This window comes from Flavobacterium inviolabile, from assembly GCF_013389455.1.
GTDB classification, from domain to species: domain Bacteria; phylum Bacteroidota; class Bacteroidia; order Flavobacteriales; family Flavobacteriaceae; genus Flavobacterium; species Flavobacterium inviolabile.
The window spans coordinates 348,293-363,922 of record NZ_CP058278.1; the positions used below are offsets into that span (position 1 = coordinate 348,293).

Sequence of the window (15,630 nt, forward strand, 5' to 3'; positions counted from 1 at the left end):
TTCCCATCAGAACTACCAATAAAATCGCATTTTGTGACGAAATAACTTAAAAAAGTGACAAATCAAAAAACTATTTTATCCAGTTCATCAAGATAGGTTTCCCCGACAGGAATTTCCTGCTGATTCACAAATACCGCTTTTTTATTTTTTTGTGCAACCTGGTCGATTCTGACAATATACGACCGGTGTACTCTTAAAAATTCCAAAGAATCCGGCACCTTGGTGATAAACTCTCCTATTTTACACCGTATCGTATAGGATCTTTCCCGGGTGATGACATCAATATAGTTTCCGGATGATTTGACATACAGTATCGTATCGGTCTTGATCCGGATTTCTTTACCCTGTTCCCGGAAAGTAAAATACTTTTCTTTCTTTTTTATTTTTCGCACCCACAGTCGTAACAATTCCCGGATTATATCCTGGTTATAGGTTAGTATCCTGATCTTAAAAAAAGCATAGATCAGCGCAGCGGTTAAGAATATAATAAGACAGATAAACCAACTTCTTTTCCAAAACGGCTCGCTGATATGTATTGGTAAAATGATCTTTTCATCCGAAAACAGGCGGTTATCCTCCAAAATCTGAACGATAAATTCATAATCTCCCGGCGGTAAGAATTCATACGAAACTTTCCTGTCCTTAGTGTAATTCCATTTGTCATGCAGTCCTTTTAATTTGTATCGGTACACCTGTTCTTTATTTTTAAAGGACACGGATTCAATCCAGAAATCGAGCTGGTTTTCATTATAGGATAAGTCCAGTAATTTTTGAGGTGTTACCTGCTTGACCGCATTTATGGCGATGGTCTTTAAGCGCAAAAAATAATTCCGCTTCGAAAAGATCTGCTCAAAATCTGCTTTGGACAAACTGCACAATCCGTTGGTGGTCGCGATATGAATCACTTCATCAATAATTTCCACATCCCGTATCTGGTTTTCAGGCAAACCGTCGGCTGCAGTTAAATACTGTATTGTATAACTGCCGTTTTCCTGAAACCGTATCCTGTTCAAACCATAATTCGTACACGCCCAGATGGTATTTTTGTCCTCTATATACACTTCTGTAACCAGATTGTTGGATAGTCCGTCCGACTTATCAATCGTGATTACTTTTTCGGTTTTAGGATTATAAACCAGAACGCCGGCTCCCATACTGGCCAGGTAAAAAAGCTGTTTCCCGGGTTCATAATCCACATCGTCTATCCGGTAATCGGCTAATTTGCCTTTCTTATCCACAAGCCGGCCCTTATCGACAATTTTGAGCCCTTTTAAAGTGGCTATATAGTATTTTCCGTTGACTTCCGAAATGTCCTGAATCCTCACGTTAAGCGTATCGGCAAACAATTCTTTCTCATTTTCGAAAACATTATAAACCCCGAACCGGGAAGCAATGATCTTTTTGGTATCGTCCGAAACTTTTAGTACCCCGCAGTATTCCAGACGGTTTCCAAATGACGTAAAAAGAACGTTATCCGTAGCATAATACACCTGGTTTTCGGCAGGATTAAACTGCACAATTGCCGGTTTGTTTACCAATCCGGTGTGTACCCTCGCCAGATCGCCTTTAGCTGAAATTTTATAAATGTCACCGTTAAAACAGCCGGTGTATAAATTTCCGTCGTTATCCTTTGTCAGGGAATTGACATAAATCCCTTTTAAAAGATTGCTGTTGATCTGTTCTTTTTTCAGAAAAAAGACTCCGGAATCTATAGTCGAAAACCATAATCCGCCAAAGCTGTCTTCATAAATTTTGGTTACGGAATGTTTTTCCAGATACTTCTTTTTTAGTGTTCCCTTATAGTCATACACATACATTCCTTTACCGCGATACCCGATCCAGAAATGATGCTCGTCATAAATTCCGCCTTCTATCGGTTCAAAATTAGGGTAGGTAATCGTGGTGATTGCTCCCTGACGATTTTGTATAAACACCGATCCGTCGGTCATTACAACCATATAATCATTTCCGGAACTTAAAATACGCCGGATCGCCCGCATTTCCCCGGTTCTGAGAAACGCTGTTGGCGTATTGGTAAAATAATTGATTTCCTGGTGCCTGTTGATCTTCTTTGACCGGAAGAATTTACCTAACCGCTCACTGGGTCTTTTTTTCGCATCAACATCAGCTTCGATAACCAGCCTGCCCTTCGCATCAATCGTGATATAATGCCCGTTCGTCATAAAAAGATGCAGCGTGCTATTGTGATCGACAGCCAGGTTTGCAATAAAAAAAGCCGTAAGCCTTCTTTCCTTAACAAACCGTTCGATGACGGCATTGTATTTATAGGGAATAAATTTTTCCGTCCCGTCCTGAATATAAAAAAGCTTATTATTGAGTGTAATGCACCAGATCTGGCCGTTATCCTGCTTAAAGAAATCAAATATGGTAATATCGGTCAGGCCATCTTTAGGCTCAAACCGCTTGAATTCATTTCCGTTATAATGGGTAAGCCCTCTGTCTGTAGCAAACCACATAAAACCGTTTTTATCCTGAATAACGTCATAAACCTCATTACTGGACAAGCCGTCTTTTTGGGTAAAGTTTTTAAGCGTGTAATTTTGGGATGCAAGCTGCTGGCCAAACAGCACACAAAATAGCAATTGGCAGAAAAGAAATTTAAAGGGCATACATATTTTATTCTACTGCATTGTTAATGATGCACTAAAATAAAAATAAAATCCCATAATTTTTAACAAGATTTTCAAATAAATGTCATTACGCGAAGTTTTGCGCTACCAGATAGCCGCCCGTCCATGCATTTTGAAAGTTAAACCCTCCGGTTATCGCATCAATATTCACGATTTCGCCTGCAAAATACAAATTGGGATGCACCTTGCTTTCCATGGTTTTGAAATTGATTCCCTTCAGATCGATTCCGCCGGCTGTAACGAATTCTTCTTTAAAGGTGCTTTTGCCGTTTACCTGGAAATGCCCGTCTGTTAATTGGTTTGCCAGATCATTCAGTTGTTTTTTAGACAAATCGGCCCATTTGGTTTCCGGTAAAATCCCGGAAGCAAAAGCCAGACTTTCCCATAAACGGTTTGGAAAATCAAACGGTGATTTTTTCACGACCAGCTTTTTAGCCTGTTCCAGTTTGAGCGTTTTCAGCAGTTCCAGTGTTGCTTCGGTATCCTGGTCATTAAGCCAGTTAACCTGTAAAACAAACTGGTAATTTTTAGCAAAAAGTTCTCTGGCGCCCCAGGCGGAAAGTCGTAAAATTCCCGGACCGCTCATTCCCCAATGGGTAATCAGCAACGGTCCCGCAGCGCTCAGTTTGGTTCCTTTAACCTTAACCGCAGCAAAAGCCGAAACCCCCATTAAGTCTTTAATACGGGTATCTTTGATATTAAAGGTAAAAAGAGACGGAACCGGTTCTACAATTGAGTGCCCCATATTTTTGAGCACTTCCCATATTTTAGGATTGCTTCCGGTTGCCATAACTATTTTTGACGTTACAAACGTTTCCTGATTGGTTTCCACTTTCCAGAAATCGTCCGATTTAAAAAGCGACTGCACGCTTTGCCCGGTCAGCACCTGAATGCCCAGTTGTTTAACCGCTTTCTGGAAACAGTCGATAATGGTTTGCGAACTGTCGGTAACCGGAAACATTCTTCCGTCTTCCTCGATTTTCAGTTCCACGCCATGCCGTTCAAACCATTCAATCGTATCGCCGGAACAAAACTGATGAAACGGTCCTTTTAATTCCCGTTCGCCTCTGGGATAAAACTTAACCAGATCGTTCGGGATAAAACAGGCATGCGTTACATTACAACGTCCGCCGCCGGAAACACGCACTTTCGAAAGCACTTCCTTTCCCCGCTCCAGGATCGCGATTTTTAATCGGGAATTGTTTTCCGCGATATTAATTGCCGTAAAAAAACCGGCAGCACCGCCACCTATTATAACTACATCAAAATTGGAATTCATAATCTATTGGGAAAATCGGAGATGATTCCGTCTACGCCATAAGCGATGACTCTGCGAATATCTTCCTCATTATTAACCGTCCAGGTCAAAACTTTATAGCCTTTTTCACGGGCTTCTTTACAATTATCTGCCGTTAGCAGTGAAAAATGCGGATGGATGGCTTTCGCCGATAACTGGTGTGCCCATTCCAAAGCCTGTTCCACACTGGCCTGCGTGAGTACACCCAGATTTATTTCAGGGTTTAACGCTTTTACTTTTTTCAGCTCGTCTTTCTGAAAGCTGGAAACGATAAAATCTTCATAAGTCCAGCCTTTTTCAGCAACATATTTTTCGATCAGTTTTACGACCGGTCCGGCCGTTTCGTGACCTTTTAATTCTACATTTATCAAACATTTCCGGTCAATCAGGTCAAACACCTCTTCCAGTAACGGAATGCGGTACAGTGTTTCCACTTTCAGTTTTTTCAGTTCCGCTACCGTCATTTTATGGACTTCACCAAAACCGTTTGTCGTCCGGTCTACCGTAAAATCGTGAATCACCACAATTGCGCCGTCAGCAGTAACATGAACATCCAGCTCGATAGCTGTAGCTCCCAGATCCAGTGCCTTCCGGAACGATTCCAGCGTGTTCTCTGCCAGCAATCCCTTTGCACCTCTATGTCCGATTTTTTGAATCATTGCTGATTTTGACTTTTATTTAACTACACAAAGATATAATAGAATTGGCTTGAAATTCGTTAATTTTATAGAACAGACTCAAGAAATACGATTATGAAAAAAATACTTTTGGTTTTCTTTATAGCGCTTTTTACGATGTGCGGCACTTCAAACGTGCAATACCGGGACGATTTCCGGGCGGCTTCCGATGCTCAGAAAAAGAAGTTCCTGAATGAGCTCAATGCAAACGGAACCAATTATGCCGTGGTAGTACTCACAAAAGGGTTTAAAGGGGAATCCGTTACGGTTTTTAACGAAAAAGGTACCCTATATAAAGGTACGGTCATTACCAACCTTGGCAATGGCATTGCCCATACTTTACGGATAGACAACACGATAAACACGACGATTACCGATAAAATAAGCAGTAAAGAAGCCGTTATTGAAAGTAAAAAGGCAAAGCAATACAAATTCATCTATGTGATGAAGGACAATGCAGCAGCAAAAAATCCTTATAAAATCACCTATAGCAATACGCTTCGCCCTATGTAACGGAACGAAAACCGGCAATTCCTTAAAAACAGAACGTTCCTCAAATCGGGTACAACAGGATCTGAGGAACGCCAGCGGTTAAGCTCCCTTAAAAAGCAAAGGCATCCAGCGTGTCCAGTGCTTTAGGGAAAGCGCTGTCCTGAAGTTCCGGCATCGCAATTCCTTCTACACGAAAAGTGGTAACGTCTGTTATACCAAGGAATCCAAGTGCCGCTCTCAAAAACGGATCGGAAAAATCATAGCCTTTTCGCGGTCCTTCCGAATAAACACCTCCGGAAGCGATTGCCAGATACACTTTTTTATTTAGGACAAGTCCTTTCGGGAAACCGTCTTCATAACTAAACGTCACTCCGGCTCTGGCGATATGATCCACCCAGGCCTTTAATGTGGACGGAACACCAAAATTATAAAGCGGAACACCTATTACCACTATATCGGCTTCCATTAACTCCTGTACTGCCTGATTGGAATACTGAATCGCTTTTTGCTGGGTTTCCGTCAGTAATTCGTTTGGCGTAAAAAAAGCACCCAGATGCGTTTCGTCCAGATGCGGCAGCGGGTTTACCGTTAAATCACGGGTATAAACACTGCTTCCCGGATAGGCAGCTGTCAGTTTTTCAAGAATCGCATTCGATAACCGGATGCTGAAAGAGTCTTTTCCTTTTACACTTGAAGTAATCAGCAATATTTTTTTCATTGTTTCAGATATCTTTTTGTTTTACAATACAAACTTATCTACATTCGCTATCTAAAATATATTACTATCCGTTTGGATAGCACTATCCAAACGGATAGTAATGAAAACAGTATGGAAACAACAGAAAAAATTCACACGCCACAGGAATGTACCGGTGCACTGCTTCCGGTTAGGGATGCCCTGGAAGTTTTAAACGGGAAATGGAAATTGCCGATATTGATCTCGCTATCATCCGGGCCGAAACGCTTTAAACAAATTTCAAGGGAGATAAACGGTATTACCGACAAAATGCTGTCGAAAGAATTAAAAGAGCTGGAAATGCACCAACTGGTTACCCGGACGGTTTATGATACTTTCCCGCCAACAGTAGAATATGCTTCAACCGAACACAGCAAGACACTGACCAAAGTAATCGAAGCGTTAAGAGAATGGGGATTGCTGCACCGTAAAAAAATTATCGGGAACTAATTTACAATGTAGGCCGGCGAAGCACTGCTCAGGTTTTGAAACAAAACCGCCGTTTCCGCAGAAAGACAAACAGCAAGAATGTCATCATCGGTTACCGGATCGGACACGTCATTTTCCTTTTCCATTAAAAACTTCGCCTGGTTGTAGTATATCGGGATACCCGATTTTTCATAAAATGTGCGGACGTCTTTAGCACAAAAACCAACACATTCCAGATTTCTGCTGTTCAGGTTGGCAACAACTTCGTTTAATAGTTGTTTTGCATAACCTTTTCTTTCCTGTAAGGATACCAAACCGACCAATTCCGGAATCGTATAGGTAGTATTGACAAACTGAACGGTAAAATTGCGGTTTATCCGGGTCAGGCAAACAATTTTTTGGGTATCATCGCGCAGTAAATGAAATTCGGAATGCCTGAATTGTTTCCTGAAACCGTCCGCATCCAGCTGCAGCCATTCGGAAACCGACCAGGCTTCCAAGATGCATTTTATCTCGGAAACTGTTAATTCGTCCGGTTTTTTAATCAGGTAATGTGCCATATTGTTACCAATGCTTCTCCTTCAAAGATACTTTATCTGAACGAAAACTACCGGATTTCTTTAAAAATCAAACAAATAGCAGTTCTAAAAATAAGGTAATAAAAAAAGCCTATCTACTTTTGAAGTAAATAGGCTTTTAAAGTGCGGGTGATAGGACTCGAACCTACACACCGTGAGGCACCAGATCCTAAGTCTGGCGTGTCTACCAATTTCACCACACCCGCGGCACAAATTGAAAGTGTTTCTTTCAGTATTACGGGTGCAAATATACGCATTAGTTCTTATCATCCAAGAAAAATCGAAAAAATTTTTTGTTTCTTTTTTTTGTACTTTTGGCTTTCATCATATTTAAATTATAATGGATAGTATAAAGCAATACGTTCAGGAAAATAAAGAACGTTTTATAAATGAATTAATTGATTTATTAAAGATTCCTTCTGTAAGTGCTGATAGTGCTTACTCTCAAGATGTTATAGACACTGCTAATGCGGTTAAGGTAAGTCTGGAAAAAGCCGGATGTGATTTTGTAGAGCTTTGCGAGACTCCCGGTTACCCGATTGTGTACGGAGAAAAAATGATTGATCCGAAATTACCTACTGTTTTAGTATACGGACATTATGACGTGCAACCGGCAGATCCGATCGAGTTGTGGACCTCTCCTCCATTTGAACCGGTAATCAAAACTACCGATATTCATCCGGAAGGAGCTATTTTTGCCCGTGGTGCCTGTGACGATAAAGGACAGATGTTTATGCATGTGAAAGCTTTGGAATATATGGTACAGACCAATACGCTTCCATGTAATGTTAAATTCATGATTGAAGGAGAAGAAGAAGTTGGTTCGGCAAGTTTGGGCTGGTTCGTGGAACGCAACCAGGAAAAACTGGCTAACGATGTTATTCTTATTTCCGATACGGGAATGATTTCCAATACCCAGCCATCCATTACCACCGGATTGAGAGGTCTGAGCTATGTGGAAGTGGAAGTTACCGGACCTAACCGTGACCTGCATTCCGGATTATATGGCGGAGCTGTTGCGAACCCGATTAATATCCTGGCCAAAATGATTGCTTCGCTTCACGATGAAAACAATCATATTACCATTCCGGGATTTTATGATAAGGTAGAAGAGCTTTCTGCTGCAGAAAGAGCCGAAATGGCCAAAGCACCTTTCTCTTTGGAAAATTATAAAAAAGCGCTGAACATTGATGATGTTTACGGCGAAACCGGATATGTTACAAACGAAAGAAATTCCATTCGTCCAACACTGGATGTAAACGGAATCTGGGGCGGTTATACCGGCGAAGGTGCCAAAACCGTTATTGCCAGCAAAGCATTTGCAAAAATATCCATGCGTCTGGTTCCTAACCAGGACTGGAAAGAGATCACCGAATTATTCCAGAAACATTTCGAAAATATCGCTCCTAAATCTGTTAAAGTGGTTGTAAAACCGCATCATGGCGGACAGGGATATGTAACCCCTATTGACAGCATTGGCTATCAGGCTGCTGCCAAAGCATATCACGAAACTTTCGGCGTACAGCCCATTCCGGTTCGTTCCGGAGGAAGCATCCCGATCGTAGCCTTGTTTGAAAAAGAATTAAAAAGCAAGACTATTTTAATGGGATTCGGATTAGACAGTGATGCTATTCACTCGCCTAATGAGCATTTCGGAGTATTTAATTACCTTAAAGGAATCCAGACCATTCCTTTGTTTTACAAATACTTTACGGAACTGAATAAGTAATATTTTACAAAATTTGATTTGGATACAAAATTCATCTCAGAAGTCATAAAATCAGGAGGAACTATTGGTGCTTTGTCACCAAGTTCCTCTTTTTTGGCTAAAAAAATGCTGAAGCCCATTGACTTCAAATCGGCACAATGCATTGTTGAATTCGGTCCGGGAACCGGTGTTTTTACCGTAAAACTACTGGAAAAACTCAGCCCGAACGGAAAACTTATGGTTTTTGAAATCAACAAAGAGTTTTGTGAAGAGCTGAAAAAAATAAACGACAGCCGACTGATCATTATCAATGACGGTGCAGAAAAATTAGAAAAATACCTTATTGAATATAAGCTGGAAAAAGCCGATTATATCGTTTCTTCCTTACCGCTGGCCGTCCTGCCGGATGAACTGGTCAATGCCATACTGACCACTTCGAAGTGCTGCCTGGCTTTAAAAGGAAAGTATATTCAATTTCAATACTCGCTGAATGCCCTTAATAAATTAAAAGAAATCTTTTCGAGTGTAACCATTGAGTTCACTTTTTTAAATATTCCGCCTGCTTTTATCTTCACCTGTAAAAAATAAATTCACTTTTTTTAATTTTTTATCCCCTTTTTAATTTTTTATTCTACATTTGTAGAGTTAGCTCTAAAAACATAGAATATGAAATTTTCATCGGCTATAGTACTGCTGCTGATAGGTTTGCTAATCGTGAGTTGTAAAACCAACCGGGTTGTCAAAAACGAACGGGTCGGTAAATGGATTTTTAAAGACACTTTTGGCGGAAAACATTACACCACAAAAGGATACTACCGAAAAGGCCTGGAAACCGGAACATGGAAACAATTTTCCGGTAACAAACTAGTCAAAAAACAGCTGTACAACAAGCAAATCTGTTTTACGACGTTTTATAATGAGAACGGTACCGTAATGGCAAGAGGAAAATCCCGGATGGTCATAACCGACAAACTGGTACACTGGTTTTATTATGACGACTGGAAATATTATGACGGAGAAGGAAATCTGGAAAGCATCCGCACTTACGAGAACGGAGAAGAAGTGAACGAATTAATCATTAAATAAAAAGAAATGCAATTATCAAAAACCGAAGAACAACTTATGGAATATCTGTGGAAAAAGGAAAAGGCTTTTATGAAAGACCTGCTGGAAGCCTATCCTGAGCCGAAACCGGCAACGACCACGATTGCAACACTTTTAAAACGAATGTCCGACAAAGGCTTTGTGGCTTACAAAGAATACGGAAAATCAAGGGAGTATTATCCGTTAGTAAAAAAAACGGATTATTTCTCCAAACATGTCAACAACATCATTAAGGACTTCTTCAACAATTCGGCCGCTCAGTTTGCTTCTTTTTTCACAAAAGAAACCAATATGACGGAAAAAGAATTGGAAGAACTAAAGAAAATCGTAGATCAGGAACTTCAAAAAAAGAAAAAATGACACCGCATTTCATCAAATCCGGCCTGTGCCTGTGCTGTTTATTAGTTGTTTATCATTTTCTGTTAAGCAAAGAAAAGATGTATCACTTTAACCGTTTCTACCTGTTAACAGCTATTGTATTCAGCCTTTTAATCCCTTTCAATACCCTGACGGAAACCGTTTCGGCTGCAGCCAAAACACCGGTAGTCACAGCGGCATTATATGCCAGAGCGATAGCCGATGATTCTTTCCTGAATTTAGAAAACGGGCTTATAGCGGTTTACCTGTTTGTATCGGGCTTACTGTTCTTTCGTTTTACGATGAACCTCAACTCCTTATTCCGAAAAATACGATCCGGCGAACAGATCAAACAGGATTCCCGGACACTGGTCCTGATTCCGGATAAAGTGCTGCCATTCACTTTTTTGCATTATATTTTTATCAATAAAAAGCAAATCCGTAAAAACAAGATTGAACCGGAATTACTGCTTCATGAAACAGCACATGCCAGACAAATGCACAGCCTGGATATTCTTTTTATCGAGCTGCTTCAGATCTTTTTATGGTTCCAGCCATTATTGTATTTCTATAAAAAAGCCATCCGCTTAAATCATGAGTTCCTGGCAGATGAAGCGGTAACGCAAAAGCATACCGAAGTAACCGATTATCAGAATTTAATTCTTTCCAAGGTTGCTACCGAAAAGCCTATGGCACTCACCAGTAATTTAGCCTATTTAGTAACCAAAAAACGTTTCATTATGATGACCAAAACATCGCCCCCGCTCCGGCTGACCCTTATCAAGTTATGCATGATTCCGTTAATGTCCGGAATGGTATTCCTTTTCAGCACTAAAGTTGTGGCTCAGGAGAAACCAGCTGCCAAGACCACAAAAAACAATGGCAGCAAACCTTTACCACCATCTACGCCACCTACACCGCCGCCAGCCCCGCAGTTGCCGCCACCGCCGCCACCTGTTGAAGCAAGGCCCAAAAAAGCAGCATCGAAAAACGGTAAAGCAGAACTGCCACCACCGCCACCGCCACGGGAAAGTTCTAAAAAGACGACCTCAAACAACGGCAAAGACAAACTATTACCGCCACCGCCACCAGCCGAACCAAGGCCTAAAAAGACGGCATTAAATGAGTTCCCGTCACCACCGGCTCCCGGAACAACAATTCCGGAGTTTGCGGGCGGCATGACTGCCTGGAATGTATATGTGCAAAAGAATCTTAAAATACCGGAAAACTTTCCAAAAAGTGATACTCCGCAACGTATCGCTGTTCGGTTTGTGGTCGAAAAAGATGGCAGTACTTCCAATGTTGCGATTGTTAAAGACCCGACCAATATAATGAAAGAATCGATTACCGCCCTTATTGAAAGCAGTCCGAAATGGGTGCCCGGAAAATCAGAAGGGAAAGCGATAAGAAGTGAATTCTATCTGCCGTTAATGGTGCTACATAAATAAGAGAACAGGCCGGTTTGTCGTAACACAGGTTGCGATAAACAGTATGATCCGCTTCGATTGAAGCGGATTTTCTTTTTTGTAACCTAAAATAAATCAGCTTTTTACAACAATCTATACTTTTTGGCGTTAAATTTGCACAATCATCATCAATCAAAATCATCAATCATGTTAAAACGTTTTTTTATCCTGTGCTCCGGTGCAGACAAAAATCTTATTGCTACCTGTAGCGATGGCGAACAAAACAAGTATGCCGGAATAGGCGCTACGGTATTCTTCACCGCAGTAATGGCCGTTATTGCCAGCAGTTATGCCCTTTACACTGTTTTCGACAACATTTACACCGCCACTTTCTTTGGATTGGTCTGGGGATTGCTGATTTTTAACCTGGATCGTTTTATTGTGTCGACCATCAGGAAAAGAGAGCGTTTCTGGAGCGAATTTTTGCAGGCAACACCCCGAATTATCCTGGCAATGATTATTGCTATTGTTATTTCAAAACCATTGGAGATCAAGATATTTGAGAAGGAGATCAATACGGTTTTGCTTAAGGAAAAGAATGCAATGGCATTGGCCAATAAAAAAGAGGTTGCTAATTATTATCAAACAGATGTAACCAAAAACCAGGCAGGAATTGACAGCTTAAAGTCGGAAATACTTAAAAAAGAAAAAGAGGTAAATGCGCTTTATGCGACCTATATCACGGAAGCCGAAGGTACAAAAGGCACTATGAAATTGGGCAAAGGTCCTGTTTATAAAGAGAAAAGGGAGAAACACGATGCCGCTTTAAAGGCATTGGACGATTTGCGCAAAGGTAATCTGGCCAAGATTGCCGAAAAGGAAGCAAAAGCCAAAACGCTGCAGGCGGATCTGGATAAAAAAGTAACCGAAACACAGCCTATAATTGACGGCTTTGACGGTTTAATGGCTCGTATCAATGCGTTGAACAAACTGCCAAGCCTTCCTTCTTTATTTATCATGTTATTGTTTTTAGCCATCGAAACCTCTCCTATTATCGCCAAACTATTATCCCCTAAAGGTGAATATGATTTTAAACTGGAAGACGACGAAACGGCTTTAAAAACGCATATCGAGCAGAACAACTACCAACGCAGTCTGCAAAAACAGACGGATGCTTCCATTTATGACAAGGTTTATGCCGATATTAAAGATGAGAAAGGCATCTACGATTATAAAAAGAAACGGGCTTTGGAACTTTTAGAGTTACAGGCCGACACCTATGTTGAAAAACAGAAAAAAGTAATGTAAATAAAAAAGCTCCTTTAATAAGGAGCTTTTTTATTATTATATCATCAGATCAGGCCGATTCGATCCGTATGGACATCCAGGATGCTTCCAGTATCAGGTTATCCCCTACATAAGCTTTTCCGGATTGTTTGATGATCTTTTCACTCATTCGCTGTATCGCAATGATATATTTTACCTGCTCGCCATACTGCACACCTTTGTAAAACTGCGCACTCTCGATCTGTGCTAATGCAAAAACACCTTTCGAAACACCTAATAATCGTACACCCGCTCCGCCACATTGTGCCATTGACTCAACAAGAATCGTTGCAGGAATATAGGGCATTGCAGGAAAACTTCCTTTGAGAAAAGCATTCATCTCTTCTTTAAAGGTATACACTCCGGTAATTTCCTTTTCGTTTGCCGAAAGGATCTCGTCTACAAATAAAAACGGAGCCCGGTGCGGTATCAGTTCTTCGACGTTCTTAGGTTTTTCCATAACATACAGTTTACAGATAGGTTAAAATCTCTTTTTTAAAAGCATCATATTCTCCCTGAAGGATCAATCCGTTGTCCAATAGTTTCTTATAGTTTTGAAGCTTTTCGAAAAGCTCTTCTTTGGACAATTCACTCAGTTTTTTGTCACCCGATGCCGCTGGCGCAGGTACCGGTTCTGCTACAGGTTCCTGAAACGTAACCGGAGCTACCGGCATTATTTCGGCAAAGCTGGTTACTTCTTCTGCTTCCATTTCTTCCACTTCTTCTTCTTCCTGTACCGGTTCAATGATAACCGCATCTTCCACTACTGGTGCCGTTGGGGCAACCGATTGGGCATTTACAGTATTCGTTTTTAAAGCATCCAATTGCTCTTTGGCAAAAGTATACAGTTTGCGTGCCTGGTTTTTCGGGATATAATCAATCGAAATGGTCAGTTCGCTTTTGGTTGCAAACGAGAATTCCGACCCGAGGATGTTTTCTTTTACAAATGTTCCGGTTATATCGTCCCAGTCATAATCTACAAAATCCATGGATAATCCTAAATTTTTAGGACGGCACATAATAATCCGTTTATTCGTTACCACGATACTATCCGGAAATACCGTTATGGCCGGTTTTTTCTGTACTCCTATATATCCTACTTCTTCATTTTTCATCAACAAATCCTGTAATTTGGAGGTGATTTTCTCTATCGCTTTAGGATCCTGATCTTCGTTTAAAAATTTTTTAATTTGATCTTTCATATAATCGTTACTTTTTAATCTTGTGCTGTCTGCCCTTTCAGGCAATTTGTTTTGAATTCATTTTCAGGCTGTAAAGTTGCAAAGTCCTTTTGAAATTATCTAATTTTCAGCCTGATTAATTTCACTTTGAATTTTCTTTGTCAGACTGTTAAATACCAAATCATAGGAATGTGCAATTAATTCCCTTACAAACTTATCGGTTAGTTCCTTATTGACGGCAACCGTATTCCAATGCACTTTACTCATGTGAAAACCCGGTTTGATGTCGTCATATTGCCCCCGCAATTCTTGTGCCCTTTCCGGATCACATTTTAAATTTATGGACGGATTTCCGTTTTCCCACTCTTTTAACGAGGCAAGCGCAAACATTTTGCCGCCTACTTTAAATACCAAAGTGTCTTCATCAAAAGGAAAATGTTCGGTTACTCCTTTTTTTGACAGACAATACTCATAATACGCCTGAATATCCATTTTATTGTGTTTTATCCTTTCCTATTATTCCTAAATGTGTTTTTGAAAATCCTTCGTTGTATTTTAAACCATATCCTAAAGCCCTGTCCAGGCAGGAATGACTGAATAGTATGATTCCGGCTAATTTCAGTTCTTCATTCAGCGTGTACATGCCGCAGAGATACACTAAAACTGCTACGCCTTTATGATGAAACAGGTTGTAAGCATAAGCACCCGCTTTGTTCCCGAAGGCATATCCCAGCATTGAAAAATCGGGCGTAAAAAGCAGTAACGGAAACCACCACCAGGCATAATCCGTTTGCAGGAACAGCAACAAGCCTGCCAGAAATTGTATTACTTCTTCCAGTTTGAGTATTGTTTTCATTGTATGCTGTATAAAACCGGTTTACTCGGAGAGGCATCGTTTTCAAAAGAGGCGATCTGAATGTTCAGGAAATAACTTCCGTCAATTACCGTATCCGGTACAAAGATCATTTCGGTTATGGTGGCATTCATCCGCGCATCTGCATTTAGCTGGTTCACATCTTTAACGTTCCAGAATGCTTTGTGTGCGCGTAATTTTCCTTCGTCGTGTTCTTTATCAACACTTGGCAAATCGATTAACAGGTGGTCGATACCCGTTTCCCGGATCCATACTGCTGCCGCTTCATCTAAATACGGCGGATTGGTATTCGAGTAGTTTGTGGATTGTTTTACCGTATCGTTGGGCAATGTCCGGATAACAACCGCTTCCAGTTTTTTCCCATGCAGTGCTTTTTCCAGCTGTTCTTTGGTAATCACCAGGTCTTCATCCTGCTGGTGTGGTTTTATACTAACCAGTTCGGCAGTGAAGAAGAACTGTTTTAACGCCTGGTTGATGCTGTAAAACTCCCGGGTAATATGCCCCAGACATTCGGTATGCGTACCATGTCCATGCGGGTTGAAGAAAATATTATTAAAGTTTGTCGACGATTTTCCTTCGCTGACTTTACCAATCCAGTCGCCAAACCGTACCGGCTCAATAACCGGTTTTTCGATATACCAGGCTATCGGGTTACTGTCGGTATTGGTTAACGGGATGGAGATATCAATAGGTTTTGATAAATCGATTTCGAAATTTTGCTGTTTGTGACTGATGCTTGTTTTCATTCGTACTGAAATTTCCGGCATCTCCTACTATTGAAATGCTTTTATACATCCAAATATAAATCTTTTAA

18 protein-coding genes and 1 tRNA gene are annotated in these 15,630 nt (G+C 40.7%); 8 read left to right on the plus strand and 11 right to left on the minus strand.

Features of this window, described 5'->3' with window-relative positions:
* Positions 1–62 precede the first annotated feature (62 nt).
* The 3 genes from HW120_RS01515 to HW120_RS01525 form a co-directional block, all read right to left on the minus strand.
* On the minus strand, positions 63–2,630 hold the full coding sequence (locus HW120_RS01515; RefSeq protein ID WP_177730123.1) for a ligand-binding sensor domain-containing protein: 2,568 nt from the start codon (positions 2,628–2,630) through the stop codon (positions 63–65).
* Between the two features lie 88 nt (positions 2,631–2,718).
* The gene (locus tag HW120_RS01520) at positions 2,719–3,930 is read right to left on the minus strand and encodes a BaiN/RdsA family NAD(P)/FAD-dependent oxidoreductase (protein ID WP_177730124.1); all 1,212 of its coding nucleotides are present in this window, start codon (positions 3,928–3,930) and stop codon (positions 2,719–2,721) included.
* Positions 3,927–4,607 carry a glycerophosphodiester phosphodiesterase gene (locus HW120_RS01525; protein ID WP_177730125.1) on the minus strand — a complete coding sequence of 227 codons (681 nt, stop codon included), beginning with the start codon at positions 4,605–4,607 and terminating at the stop codon, positions 3,927–3,929. Before HW120_RS01525 ends, HW120_RS01520 begins: the two co-directional genes overlap by 4 nt.
* 93 nt (positions 4,608–4,700) lie before the next feature.
* Here HW120_RS01525 and HW120_RS01530 point away from each other — a divergent pair, with 93 nt between their 5' ends.
* On the plus strand, positions 4,701–5,138 hold the full coding sequence (locus HW120_RS01530) for a hypothetical protein (RefSeq protein ID WP_177730126.1): 438 nt from the start codon (positions 4,701–4,703) through the stop codon (positions 5,136–5,138).
* An 88-nt stretch (positions 5,139–5,226) separates the two neighbouring features.
* On the opposite strand, the gene HW120_RS01535 is transcribed toward HW120_RS01530, so the two are convergent.
* Positions 5,227–5,835 (minus strand): FMN-dependent NADH-azoreductase, encoded by a 609-nt coding sequence (locus tag HW120_RS01535; protein ID WP_177730127.1) that lies wholly within the window; start codon positions 5,833–5,835, stop codon positions 5,227–5,229.
* Between the two features lie 72 nt (positions 5,836–5,907).
* On the opposite strand from HW120_RS01535, the gene HW120_RS01540 reads away from it, so the two are divergent.
* Positions 5,908–6,303 (plus strand): winged helix-turn-helix transcriptional regulator, encoded by a 396-nt coding sequence (locus HW120_RS01540; RefSeq protein WP_246297020.1) that lies wholly within the window; start codon positions 5,908–5,910, stop codon positions 6,301–6,303.
* Here HW120_RS01540 and HW120_RS01545 read toward each other — a convergent pair.
* Both HW120_RS01545 and HW120_RS01550 read right to left on the minus strand, forming a co-directional pair.
* Complete coding sequence (locus HW120_RS01545) at positions 6,300–6,842, minus strand: N-acetyltransferase (RefSeq protein WP_177730128.1); 543 nt, start codon at positions 6,840–6,842, stop codon at positions 6,300–6,302. The genes HW120_RS01540 and HW120_RS01545 overlap by 4 nt on opposite strands.
* A gap of 142 nt (positions 6,843–6,984) precedes the next feature.
* Positions 6,985–7,066, minus strand: a tRNA-Leu gene (locus tag HW120_RS01550).
* Between the two features lie 134 nt (positions 7,067–7,200).
* Between HW120_RS01550 and HW120_RS01555 the strand changes: the two genes are divergently transcribed.
* The 6 genes from HW120_RS01555 to HW120_RS01580 all read left to right on the plus strand — a co-directional run bounded on the left by HW120_RS01555 (position 7,201) and on the right by HW120_RS01580 (position 12,743).
* Entirely contained in the window at positions 7,201–8,589 is a 1,389-nt protein-coding gene (locus HW120_RS01555) for a dipeptidase (RefSeq protein ID WP_177730129.1), read from the plus strand.
* Between the two features lie 18 nt (positions 8,590–8,607).
* Positions 8,608–9,156, plus strand: a complete 549-nt coding sequence (locus tag HW120_RS01560) for a class I SAM-dependent methyltransferase (RefSeq protein ID WP_218618736.1) — start codon at positions 8,608–8,610, stop codon at positions 9,154–9,156.
* Between the two features lie 78 nt (positions 9,157–9,234).
* Positions 9,235–9,654 (plus strand): hypothetical protein, encoded by a 420-nt coding sequence (locus HW120_RS01565; protein WP_177730130.1) that lies wholly within the window; start codon positions 9,235–9,237, stop codon positions 9,652–9,654.
* 6 nt (positions 9,655–9,660) lie between these two features.
* Positions 9,661–10,032, plus strand: a complete 372-nt coding sequence (locus HW120_RS01570) for a BlaI/MecI/CopY family transcriptional regulator (protein ID WP_177730131.1) — start codon at positions 9,661–9,663, stop codon at positions 10,030–10,032.
* On the plus strand, positions 10,029–11,477 hold the full coding sequence (locus HW120_RS01575; RefSeq protein ID WP_177730132.1) for a M56 family metallopeptidase: 1,449 nt from the start codon (positions 10,029–10,031) through the stop codon (positions 11,475–11,477). The genes HW120_RS01570 and HW120_RS01575 overlap by 4 nt, the downstream gene beginning before the upstream one ends.
* A 165-nt stretch (positions 11,478–11,642) precedes the next feature.
* A complete protein-coding gene (locus HW120_RS01580; RefSeq protein WP_177730133.1) occupies positions 11,643–12,743 on the plus strand; it encodes a DUF4407 domain-containing protein in 1,101 nt (366 codons plus the stop codon).
* A gap of 49 nt (positions 12,744–12,792) precedes the next feature.
* Here the strand turns inward: HW120_RS01580 and HW120_RS01585 are convergent, their stop codons facing one another.
* From HW120_RS01585 to HW120_RS01605, 5 genes are all read right to left on the minus strand, one after another.
* Positions 12,793–13,221: a 3-hydroxyacyl-ACP dehydratase FabZ family protein gene (locus HW120_RS01585; RefSeq protein ID WP_177730134.1), complete on the minus strand. Its 429-nt coding sequence runs from the start codon at positions 13,219–13,221 to the stop codon at positions 12,793–12,795.
* Between the two features lie 10 nt (positions 13,222–13,231).
* On the minus strand, positions 13,232–13,963 hold the full coding sequence (locus HW120_RS01590) for a PH domain-containing protein (RefSeq protein ID WP_177730135.1): 732 nt from the start codon (positions 13,961–13,963) through the stop codon (positions 13,232–13,234).
* A 99-nt stretch (positions 13,964–14,062) separates the two neighbouring features.
* A complete protein-coding gene (locus HW120_RS01595) occupies positions 14,063–14,434 on the minus strand; it encodes an MmcQ/YjbR family DNA-binding protein (protein WP_177730136.1) in 372 nt (123 codons plus the stop codon).
* 1 nt (position 14,435) lies between these two features.
* A complete protein-coding gene (locus HW120_RS01600; protein ID WP_177730137.1) occupies positions 14,436–14,798 on the minus strand; it encodes a DUF4260 domain-containing protein in 363 nt (120 codons plus the stop codon).
* The gene (locus HW120_RS01605) at positions 14,795–15,562 is read right to left on the minus strand and encodes a cyclase family protein (protein WP_177730138.1); all 768 of its coding nucleotides are present in this window, start codon (positions 15,560–15,562) and stop codon (positions 14,795–14,797) included. Before HW120_RS01605 ends, HW120_RS01600 begins: the two co-directional genes overlap by 4 nt.
* Positions 15,563–15,630: the final 68 nt, after the last annotated feature.

What these genes read in the sequence shown, in the direction of transcription:
- HW120_RS01555 (WP_177730129.1), top strand. Translation starts at nt 7,201, where the DNA reads ATGGATAGTATAAAGCAATACGTTCAGGAAAATAAAGAACGTTTTATA.
- HW120_RS01545 (WP_177730128.1), bottom strand. Translation starts at nt 6,842, where the DNA reads ATGGCACATTACCTGATTAAAAAACCGGACGAATTAACAGTTTCCGAG.
- HW120_RS01535 (WP_177730127.1), bottom strand. Translation starts at nt 5,835, where the DNA reads ATGAAAAAAATATTGCTGATTACTTCAAGTGTAAAAGGAAAAGACTCT.
- HW120_RS01580 (WP_177730133.1), top strand. Translation starts at nt 11,643, where the DNA reads ATGTTAAAACGTTTTTTTATCCTGTGCTCCGGTGCAGACAAAAATCTT.
- HW120_RS01595 (WP_177730136.1), bottom strand. Translation starts at nt 14,434, where the DNA reads ATGGATATTCAGGCGTATTATGAGTATTGTCTGTCAAAAAAAGGAGTA.
- HW120_RS01525 (WP_177730125.1), bottom strand. Translation starts at nt 4,607, where the DNA reads ATGATTCAAAAAATCGGACATAGAGGTGCAAAGGGATTGCTGGCAGAG.
- HW120_RS01530 (WP_177730126.1), top strand. Translation starts at nt 4,701, where the DNA reads ATGAAAAAAATACTTTTGGTTTTCTTTATAGCGCTTTTTACGATGTGC.
- HW120_RS01585 (WP_177730134.1), bottom strand. Translation starts at nt 13,221, where the DNA reads ATGGAAAAACCTAAGAACGTCGAAGAACTGATACCGCACCGGGCTCCG.
- HW120_RS01600 (WP_177730137.1), bottom strand. Translation starts at nt 14,798, where the DNA reads ATGAAAACAATACTCAAACTGGAAGAAGTAATACAATTTCTGGCAGGC.
- HW120_RS01575 (WP_177730132.1), top strand. Translation starts at nt 10,029, where the DNA reads ATGACACCGCATTTCATCAAATCCGGCCTGTGCCTGTGCTGTTTATTA.
- HW120_RS01520 (WP_177730124.1), bottom strand. Translation starts at nt 3,930, where the DNA reads ATGAATTCCAATTTTGATGTAGTTATAATAGGTGGCGGTGCTGCCGGT.
- HW120_RS01605 (WP_177730138.1), bottom strand. Translation starts at nt 15,562, where the DNA reads ATGAAAACAAGCATCAGTCACAAACAGCAAAATTTCGAAATCGATTTA.
- HW120_RS01565 (WP_177730130.1), top strand. Translation starts at nt 9,235, where the DNA reads ATGAAATTTTCATCGGCTATAGTACTGCTGCTGATAGGTTTGCTAATC.
- HW120_RS01515 (WP_177730123.1), bottom strand. Translation starts at nt 2,630, where the DNA reads ATGCCCTTTAAATTTCTTTTCTGCCAATTGCTATTTTGTGTGCTGTTT.
- HW120_RS01590 (WP_177730135.1), bottom strand. Translation starts at nt 13,963, where the DNA reads ATGAAAGATCAAATTAAAAAATTTTTAAACGAAGATCAGGATCCTAAA.
- HW120_RS01570 (WP_177730131.1), top strand. Translation starts at nt 9,661, where the DNA reads ATGCAATTATCAAAAACCGAAGAACAACTTATGGAATATCTGTGGAAA.